At 75.1% G+C, this 9,429-nt stretch carries 7 protein-coding genes; 6 read left to right on the top strand and 1 reads right to left on the bottom strand.

What is annotated here, in order from left to right:
- The first annotated feature begins 72 nt into the window (after window positions 1-72).
- The 3 genes from AB1673_12860 to AB1673_12870 are packed head-to-tail and all read left to right on the top strand — an operon-like array spanning window position 73 to window position 3,612.
- Window positions 73-1,302, top strand: coding sequence for a glycosyltransferase family 1 protein (locus tag AB1673_12860; protein MEW6154861.1), 1,230 nt, complete (start codon window positions 73-75; stop codon window positions 1,300-1,302).
- Window positions 1,299-2,456, top strand: a complete 1,158-nt coding sequence (locus AB1673_12865; protein ID MEW6154862.1) for a glycosyltransferase family 1 protein — start codon at window positions 1,299-1,301, stop codon at window positions 2,454-2,456. The genes AB1673_12860 and AB1673_12865 overlap by 4 nt, the downstream gene beginning before the upstream one ends.
- Window positions 2,449-3,612: a glycosyltransferase family 1 protein gene (locus AB1673_12870; protein ID MEW6154863.1), complete on the top strand. Its 1,164-nt coding sequence runs from the start codon at window positions 2,449-2,451 to the stop codon at window positions 3,610-3,612. The genes AB1673_12865 and AB1673_12870 overlap by 8 nt, the downstream gene beginning before the upstream one ends.
- Before the next feature lie 14 nt (window positions 3,613-3,626).
- Here AB1673_12870 and AB1673_12875 read toward each other — a convergent pair whose 3' ends face one another.
- On the bottom strand, window positions 3,627-3,911 hold the full coding sequence (locus tag AB1673_12875; protein ID MEW6154864.1) for a hypothetical protein: 285 nt from the start codon (window positions 3,909-3,911) through the stop codon (window positions 3,627-3,629).
- A 98-nt stretch (window positions 3,912-4,009) separates the two neighbouring features.
- Here AB1673_12875 and AB1673_12880 point away from each other — a divergent pair, with 98 nt between their 5' ends.
- The 3 genes from AB1673_12880 (at window position 4,010) to AB1673_12890 (ending at window position 9,221) form a co-directional block, all read left to right on the top strand.
- Window positions 4,010-7,120: a glycosyltransferase family 2 protein gene (locus AB1673_12880; GenBank protein MEW6154865.1), complete on the top strand. Its 3,111-nt coding sequence runs from the start codon at window positions 4,010-4,012 to the stop codon at window positions 7,118-7,120.
- A complete protein-coding gene (locus tag AB1673_12885; GenBank protein MEW6154866.1) occupies window positions 7,117-8,532 on the top strand; it encodes a DUF5719 family protein in 1,416 nt (471 codons plus the stop codon). Before AB1673_12880 ends, AB1673_12885 begins: the two co-directional genes overlap by 4 nt.
- 233 nt (window positions 8,533-8,765) lie before the next feature.
- Window positions 8,766-9,221 carry a hypothetical protein gene (locus AB1673_12890; GenBank protein ID MEW6154867.1) on the top strand — a complete coding sequence of 152 codons (456 nt, stop codon included), beginning with the start codon at window positions 8,766-8,768 and terminating at the stop codon, window positions 9,219-9,221.
- Window positions 9,222-9,429 lie beyond the last annotated feature (208 nt).

Consider the following 9,429-nt stretch of genomic DNA (forward strand, 5'->3'; position numbering starts at 1 on the left):
AACGGCCCCGGCCCAGGCCCGCGGCGAGGAAGGCCGATGGCGGGCCATCCCAGGCCGGCGCAAAGGGCGCCGGTGACCGAAGCGGTAAGCGGGCAGCAGGCGGGCGGGCAGCAGGCGGGCGGCGTCACCCGTCCCGCCGACGGGCTGTCGGGCGCGGAGGCGGTGGTGAGCAAGCTGACTGTGGCGGTCGACGCCACCCCACTGGTGGGCCCGCGGACGGGGGTGGGGGCCTTCGCCCACGGGCTGCTGGAGGCGCTGGCCCGCAGGGACGACATCGAGGCCGCCGGTTATGCCCTGAGCTGGCGGGCCTACCGCTCGCTGGCGGCCGCCCTGCCCCCCGGTGTCCGCCACATCCGCCGGTCGATGCCGCCCCAGCCGCTGAGGGCGGCCTGGCTGCGGTGGGCCGGCCCGCCCGCGGAGTGGTGGACGGGCGCGGTCGACGTCGTCCACGGCACCAACTTCGTGGTGCCGCCCACCCGGGGGGCGGCGGCCGTAACCACGATCCACGACCTGACCCCTGAACGGTTCCCCGAGCTGTGCTCCGGGGACCCGCTGTTCTACCCCCGGCTCCTGCGCCTGTCGCTGGCCCGGGGCGCGTGGGTACACACGGTCTCGCAGTTCGTGGCCGACGAGGTGGTCGAACTGCTGGGGGCCGACCCCTCGCGGGTGGTGGTCGTGCCCGAGGCCGTACCGCCCGTGCCCGACGCCGACCCCGAGGAGGGCCGGCGGCTGGCCGGTTCGGACCACTACGTGCTGTCGCTGAGCACCGTCGAGCCCCGCAAGGACCACCTTTCGCTGGTCCGGGCCTTCGACCGGGTGGCGGGCTCGCACCCCGACGTCCGGCTCGTCATCGCCGGGCTGGAGGCATGGGGGTCCGACGGCCTAGACCGGGCCGTGGCCGAGATGGCCCACCCCGAGCGGGTGTCCCGCCTGGGCTATGTCAGCGGCGGGCACCGGGCCGCCCTGCTCCGGGGGGCCACCGTGCTCGCTTTCCCGTCCCGCTACGAGGGTTTCGGGCTCCCGCCCCTGGAGGCCATGGCCGCGGGCACTCCGGTGGTGGCCACCGACGCCGGCTCGCTGCCCGAGGTTCTGGGCGACGCCGCCCTGCTCGTTCCCGTGGGCGACGTGGAGGCGCTGGCCGAGGCCCTGTCGGCCGCCCTGGCCGACCACGGGCTGCGTGCCCGCCTGGTGGCTGCCGGCCACGCCCAGGTGGCCCGCTACTCGTGGGACCGCACGGCCGAGGGCATGGCCGACCTCTACCGGAAGGCGGCCGCCGGGCAAGTCGGCGGGGCCCGGGGGTGACCGGCCCGCGGCCCCTGGTCGTGGCCGAGCAGCTCCGCCGGCGGGTCCCGGGGGGCATCGGCACCTACGTGAGCTCGCTCACCGGTGCCCTCGTCGCCGCGGGAACGGAGGTGACCCTGTGGGCCAGCCGCCCGCCCCGGGGACGGTCCCCGGGCGCGCCGCCCCCCGACCGAGTAGCCACCCTGGGTACCACCCGGGTGACGTCCGCCCTTCCCTCGCGGGCGCTGGTGGCCGCCTGGGACCGGGGCTGGGCCGGCCCGCCACCCGGGTTCGACGTCGTGCATGCCACCTCGCTGGCCGTCCCCCCGGCGGGACGGGCCCCCATGACCGTCATGGTCCACGACCTGGCCTGGCGGCGGGCCCCCGAGACGTTCCCCGAGCGGGGCCGGCGCTGGCACGAGGCCGCCCTGGGCAGGGCCCTTGCGCGGGCCTCCCTGCTCCTGACACCCTCCCGCCTGACGGCCGACGACCTCGTATTGGCAGGTGCTCCCGCCTCCAAGGTAGAAGTGGTGGAGGAGGGCTGCGACCACCTGCCGCCCCCCGACCACGCTGGGGCCGACGCGCTCCGGGCCGCGCTCGGGATCGAGGAGGACTACCTGCTGACCGTTTCCACGATCGAGCCCCGGAAGAACCTGGAGCGCCTCGTGGCCGCCTACGGGCAGGCTCGGGCCCGGCTCCCCCATCCCGCCCAACTAGTAGTCGTGGGACCGGCAGGATGGGGGGGTGACCTTTCTCCCCGGCCGGGCGTGGTGATGGCGGGCCACGTCGAGGAGCCGGCCGTACTGGCCGGGCTCTACGTTCGCGCCCGGCTGGTGGTGTCGGTGCCCCTGGTGGAGGGGTTCGGCCTCCCGGCCGTGGAGCCCATGGCCCTGGGGACGCCCGTGGTCGCCAGCCCCCAGCCCAGCACCGGCGGGGCGGCCTACGAGGTCGACCCCCACGATGTGGGCTCGATCGCCGACGGGCTCACCCGGGTCGCCACCGACGAGGCGCTGCGGGCCGACCTGGTGGCCGCCGGCCGGGAAAGGGCCGCCCGCCTCACCTGGTCAGCGGCCGCCGATCACCACCGCCAGCTCTGGGCCGACCTCGCCAGCACCGGTCCCACCGGGCCCGCCGGTCCGCCGGCCGGCCGACGGAGGTCATCGGCCGGTGACTGACCTGAGGGTGAGCCTCGACGCCACGGCCGTGCCCGACCACCCGACGGGGGCGGGGCGCTACGTTCTCGAGCTGGCCACCCGGCTGAGCCAGGCCCGTGACGTCGAGCTGTTCGTGCTGTGCCGGCGAGGGGATGCCGACCGATGGCTGGCCGCAGGGGTGCCCACCGTCATCGACCGAGCCCCCCCGGCCCGGCCCGTCCGCCTGGCCTGGGAGCAGGTCGAGCTGCCACGAATCCTCGACCAGCTCGAGGTCGACGTGCACCACGGGCCGCACTACACGATGCCCATGAGGTCGGGGGCCCCCAAGGTCGTGACCGTGCACGACATGACCTTCTTCGACCACCCCGAATGGCACGAACGGGCCAAGGTCATGTTCTTCCGGCGGGCTATCCGGGCGGCTGCGGCCAAGGCCGACGCCCTGATCACCGGGAGCGGTTCGGCCGCCGGGCGCATCCGCGAGATCCTGGCCCCCGAACGGGAGCCGTTCCTCATCCCCCACGGGGTCGACCACGCTCGGTTCAAGCCGCTGGACCCCACCGACCGAATCGGTGCCCAGCACGACGAGTCGGCCCGCGCCCGGCTGGGCATCCGCCAGCCCTACGTGACCTTCGTCGGCACCCTCGAGCCCCGCAAGGACGTCCCCAACCTGGTCCGGGCCTTCGACCTGGTGGCCGCCACGATGCCCGACCTCCGGCTCGTGCTGGCCGGCGCCCCCGGCTGGGGCATGGAAGCCATCGAAGCGGCCATCGGGAACAGCCGCCACCGCAGCCGGGTCAAGAGGGTCGGTTACATCACCGAGGACGAGAAGGTCTCCCTGCTGAGGGGCGCGGCCGCGGTCGCCTACCCGTCGATCGAGGAGGGGTTCGGGCTGCCCGTGCTGGAGTCCCTGGCCAGCGGCGGGCCGCTGATCACGACCCGGGGCTCGGCCATGGCCGAGGTGGTCGACGACGCCGCCATCCTCGTCACCCCGTGCGACGTGGGCGAGCTGGCCGATGCCCTGGAGACGACGGTGCGGGGCGGGCCGGAAGTCGACCGGCGCCGGCGCCGAGGCATCTCGGTGGCGGCCGCCTACACATGGGAGGCGTCGGCCGCGGCCCACCTCGAGGTGTACCGCACGGTCGCCGATGGGGCGGCCGCCCGCCCGGCCGCCAGCTGACTCCCGGCTCGGGTTCAGCGCAGGACGGCGTCGCCCAGCGTCCGGCCGGCCACCCTGGCGGTGTGAAAGACCATCCGGACCTGGCCCGGCAGCTTCTGCTCGACACCGTCGAGCACGGGGTCGACGGCCTTCTCGACACGGCGCACGGCCTGGGCCACGCCCGCCTTGCCCCCGACCCGGCGGCCGAGGTCTTTCACGACCTCTCGGCGTACCACTTGCGCTCGCTGGAAAGCCAGCACACCGAAGCCCACGGCGGTGTACCCGGCGTCTCGTACCTGGGTGAGCAGATCGTCGCTCATTGCCACTGAGTGTACGGCCCGGCCCGGGCCCGAGCGACGGGGGGGACCCAACGGTGCCCCTCGGCCGGACGGAGGGCGCGGTAGCCTCCACGACCGGCATGGACCGCCCGCCCTCCGCCCCTCCTGTCGTGGCGGTGATCGTGGCCAGCGAACCAGGCCCGTGGTTCGAGGACGTGCTCACGAGCTTCGGGAGCCAGGACTACCCAAACCTGTCCGTCCTGGTGGTCGACGGCTCACAGACCACCGACCCCACGCCCCGCGTGGCCTCGGCCCTGCCCGACGCCTACGTGCGCCGGGTGGGCGGCGGGGGCACGTTCGCGGCGCTGGCCAACGACGCTCTCGAGACGGTGCAGGGCGCCGCCTTCCTGGCCTTCTGCCACGACGACGTGGCCCCTGACCCCGACGCCATCCGGCGCATGGTCGAAGAGGCCTTCCGGTCCAACGCCGCCGTGGTCGCCCCCAAGGTCGTGGACTGGGACCGCCCCGAGCGGCTGCTCGACGTCGGGTTCAAGGTGGACAAGACGGGCGCCACCGCCCCGGTGGTGGACGCCGGCGAGCTCGACCAGGAACAGCACGACGCCGTACGGGACGTCTTCGCCGTCAGCAACACGTGCATGCTGGTGCGCAGCGACCTCTTCTCGGCGCTCGGCGGGTTCGACGCGACCATGGGCGACCACGGGGCCGACGTCGACTTCTGCTGGCGTGCCCAGGTGGCCGGCGGCCGGGTGCTGGTGGCGCCCGCCGCCCGGGTCCGCCACCGGCGGGGGACGCCTGCGGAGGCCAGCCCGCAGGCCCAGGCCGACGAACAGCGGCTGGGGCGCCGCCACCACCTGCGGTCGATGCTGAAGAGCTACTCGCGGCTGCACCTGCTGCGGGTCCTTCCCCAGGCCATCGTGGTGACCCTCGTGGAGATCGTGCTGGCCCTGGCCGGCCGCCGCTGGGCCGAGGCCCGCCAGCTCCCCTCGGCCTGGTTCTGGAACCTGCGGCGCTCCGGCGAGCTGCGGCCCCTGCGCAAGGCCACCCAACGCTCGCGGGCCGTCCCCGACGCCGACGTCCGGCGCCTCCAGGTCAGGGGCAGCGTCCGCCTCTCGTCCTACCTGCGGTCTCGGCTGCACGCCGACGACAAGGCCGAGGCCCTGGTGGCCGCCGGGCACAGGCTGGCCGGTTCGGTAGGCCGGGGACCGGCCCAGGCAGCCGCCATCGTGGCCGCCGTCCTCGCCGTGGTGGTGTTGATCGGCAGCCGCGACCTGATCACCGGGAGGATCACCGGTGTCGGCCAGCTGGCGCCCCTCCCGAGGGTCGGAGAGCTGTTCTCGCACTGGCTCAGCGGCTGGCGCACGACCGGGCTGGGGGCCTCGTCGCCCGCCCCGACCGCCTTCGGGCTACTGGGCCTGGCCGGAGTTTTCCTGGCCGGCAAGGTCGCGCTGCTCCAGACCGTCCTGGTGCTCGGGGCGTGGCCGGCCGCCGGCGTTGGCACCTGGCGGCTCACCCGCCCGCTCGGGCCCACGCTGGCCCAGCTGGTGGCCGTCGTCGCTTACCTGGCCGTGCCCCTGAGCTACGGGGCACTGGCTCGAGGACGCCTAGGCGGCCTGCTGGCGTGGGCCTCCCTGCCATGGCTGCTGTTGATCGTGGCCCGGCTGTCGGGGCTGGCCCCGTTCGGGCGAGGGGACGACGGCGTCGAGGGACGGCCGGCCAGCCGCCAGTGGGCCGAAGTCGTCAAGCTGGCCATCCTGCTGGCGGTCGTCGGGGCACTCGTGCCTTCGGTGGCACTGGCCCTGGTGGTCGCGACCCTCGGCATCCTGGCCGGCTCGTTGCTGGCGGGCGGCACGGCGGGCGCGTCCCGGGCCCTGGCCGGCACGGTGGTGGCCGTGGTGCTGGCCCTCGGGCTCCACGTGCCGTGGTCGTTCGACCTGCTCCTCCCCGGTGGCTGGGGAACGGTCGTGGGGGTCGGCCCCGACCCCGCGGGCGCGCCCGGGCTGGGCCAGCTCCTGCGCTTCCAGGTGGGCCCGCTGGGCGCTGCCCCCCTGGGGTGGGCCTTCCTGGTGGCCGCCGCCCTGCCCCTGTTCATCGGCAAGGGGTGGCGCCTGGCCTGGGCCGTTCGTTGCTGGACTACCGCCCTGGCCTGCGTCCTGTTCGCCTGGGCCGGTGGCCGGGGCTGGTCTCCGGTACGCCTGGAGTCCCCCGACGTCCTGCTGGCGCCCGCGGCCCTAGCTCTGGCCTTGGCCGCCGCCCTCGGGGCGGCCGCCTTCGAGCTCGACCTGCCCGGCTACCGGTTCGGGTGGCGGCAGGTGGCTTCGCTGGTCGCCGGGGTGGCCGTGGTCGTGGGGGTGCTACCGGTCGTGGGTGGGGCGCGCAACGGGCGCTGGCACCTGACGCGCGAGGACGTGGCCCGGTCGCTGGAGTGGATGGCCCCCGCGCCCGGGGAGGGGGGCTTCCGGGTCCTGTGGCTGGGGGCGCCCGAGGCCCTGCCGCTCGACGGCTGGGACCTGGGCGGCGGCCTGGCCTACGCCACGTCCCGCAGTGGGGCACCCGACGCCACCGACCTGCTGCCCGGGGCGCCCTCAGGCGCGACCCGCGAGATCGCGGCCTCGGTGCGCCTGGCCGAGGCGGGTGACACCGCCCGCCTGGGCCGCCTGCTGGCCCCCATGGCCGTGCGCTACATCGTGGTGCCCGTCGAGCTCGAGACGGGCCGGGCGACCGTCGGGACCTACGCCGTGCGCGACACGCTCCGGCGGGCACTGGTCAGCCAGGTCGACCTGCGCCTTCTCCCCTCGGACCCGGCCGTGGCGGTCTACGAGAACACGTCCTGGGGAGCCCTGCGCACCCAGCTCCCCGAACGGCTGACCGGGCCGGTGCCGACCGAGTTGGGCCCGGGAGCCGACCTCACCGGCAGCCAGCCGGTGCTGACCGGTGAGGGACCGGCCCGCTTCAGCGGCCCGCTGCCGACGGACCGGGCCGTCCTCGTGGCCGAGTCCCCGTCCGCTCGCTGGGCCCTGTCCGTCGGTGGGGTCGACGCCGGCCGCCAGGACGCCTACGGGGTGGCCAACGTCTTCCGCCCAGGCAGCCCGGGAGAAGCCACGCTGCGCTACCGGACGCCGGTCGTCCGCTACGGCCTGCTCGCCCTCCAGGTCGTGCTGTGGGCGCTGGCCTTCCGGGCGCTGATCGGCCTCCGCCGGCGGGCGGCCGACGAAGAGGGTGGTTACCGATGACCAAGCGGGGACCGGCCATCGGGGTGATCGCCCTGGTCCTGGTGGGCGCGTGGGCCGTGGACGCCACCGTCGACCGGCCCGCCCCGACCGTCACCGAACGGGTGCAGACGCCCATGGGCGCTCGCAGCGGGGCCCGCTCGTCGGCCTGGTTCTGCGCCGGGGCCACCGCTGAGGAGGGAGGCGAGGCCGACGGGACGGTCGTGGTGGCCAACGCCGGCCGCCAGCCGCTCACGGGGACGGTCACGGTCATGCCCGAGGAGGGCGAGCCCCGCCAGGTGGGCCTGTCGGTACCGGCCAGCGGCCACCAGTCCGTCCGCCTCCGAGACGTCCTGACGGCGCCCTACGCGTCCGCCCTGGTCGAGCTGGACGGCGGCGAGGCCGTGGTCGAGCTGGCGGCCACCGGCCCCTTGGGACGGTCGGTGACCCCGTGCGCGTCCAGTGCCTCGACGACGTGGTACTTCGCCGAGGGGGTCACCACGCGCGACGCCCGCGAGGTCATCACCTTGTTCAATCCCTTCCCCGAGGACGCCGTCGTCGACCTCGTGTTCAATACCGAGGAGGGCGAGGTCACGCCCCAGGCCCTGACAGGGCTCTCGGTGAAAGGCCGGGCCATGACGGCTGTCACGGTGGGGGACCACGTGCAGCGGCGGCTGGCCGTGGCCGCTCGCATCTCGGCCCGGGCCGGGCGCCTGGTGGCCGCCCGCCTCCAGACCTTCGACGGCTCCGAAGGACGGCGAGGGATGTCGGTCGGGCTGGGAGCAGCCGCCCCCGGGGACGTCTGGTACTTCCCCGAGGGCTTCCTCACCGACGGGCTGACCGAGCGCTTCCAGATCTTCAACCCGGGCAGCGAGGAAGCCGAGGTGGCCGTCAACCTCGCCCTCGAACAGGGCCAAGCCGAGCCCATCGTGCTCACCGTGCCCCCCGAGTCCCGGGTCACGCTGGCGGCCAACGACGAGGCCCGCATCCCCAAGAACGTGGCCCATGCCGTCACCGTCCGGTCCACCAACGGCGTACCGGTCGTGGTGGAACGAACCATCGACGCCGTCGCCCCGGCGGCTCGGTCCGGCGTGTCGATCATCATCGGGGCCCGGGCCCCGGCGACCCGGTGGGTGGTGGCCGCGGCCCAGAGCGATGACACCACCGAGGCCTGGCTCGTCGTGCACAACCCGGGCGCTTCGGCCACCAGGGTCACCGTCGCGCTCCTCGACGGCTCGGCCTCCGTGCCCCCGGGCCTGGCCGCCATCGAGGTGGGGGCACGTGCCCGGCGGGCCATCAAGCTGACCGGGACGGTGCGCCCCGGGCCGGTGCCGGTGCTCGTCACGGCCACCCAGCCGGTGGTTGTCGAGCGTGACCTCTACGCGATCGGCTCACTGGGTACCGCCATGTCCCCCGCGGTACCGCTGCGCGACTGACCGGCGCTCCGGAGAAATAACCGGAGGAAGGGCCTGCGCACGGCGCCGACAAGCGGAGCGGAGCGTCCCGCCGCTCCACTCCCGGCGCACCCGGCGCCGGCCCTTCCTCCGTTGTCCCGCCGCCCGGGTCACTGCGCTACTACCGGATAGTCCACTGCCGAGGGGCCTCCGTCAATAACTGTGCTCCACACCTATCTGCGCCTTCGGATCATCGCGGCTGGCAACATGCAGGCATGGAACCGGTGTTGGTGGTCGTCCCAGTGGCCGCCCTGGCGGCCGTCGCCGGGGCCCTGGCCAGGCGCCGCCGGCCGGCACCGCCCACCCAGGCGACGTTCAAGGCGCCGCTGCAGATCGACCGGGCCGACTTCGACCGGCCCGACTCCCCGTGGCTCCTGGCCGTGTTCACGTCGGCCACCTGCGACTCGTGTGCCGGGGCCCGGGACAAGGCGGCCGTACTGGCCAGCGCCGAGATCGTCGTGCAGGAGGTCGAGGTGTCCGCCCGCAAAGACCTGCACGACCGCTACCACATCGACTCCGTCCCCACGATGCTGCTGGCCGACACCCACGGGGTCGTGCAGGCCTCGTTCATCGGGCCTCCCAGCGCCACCGACCTGTGGGCCGCCGTGGCCGAGGCCCGCCAGGAGGCGGAGGGGCCGGCGGACGGGCCGACAGGCGGGGCGACGGCCTGAGCTGGGGGCCCTGCCCTAGTAGGGCGGGGGCCCGCTGTTAGCCTTTGGCCCCGACCGACGGGCGCTCGTCCGCCCACTGACCGATGCGCCTGGACCCCAACCCCGAGCCCACCAAGACCAGGGCGGCACGCCGGGCGCCGTCGGAGGCCGCCGACCCCGCGGCACCGGCGGGCCCCAACGGACGCGCCCCCCAGCCGCTATCCCGCCC

This window comes from Actinomycetota bacterium (genome assembly GCA_040754375.1).
Classification (GTDB): Bacteria; Actinomycetota; Acidimicrobiia; order Acidimicrobiales; family AC-14; genus JBFMCT01.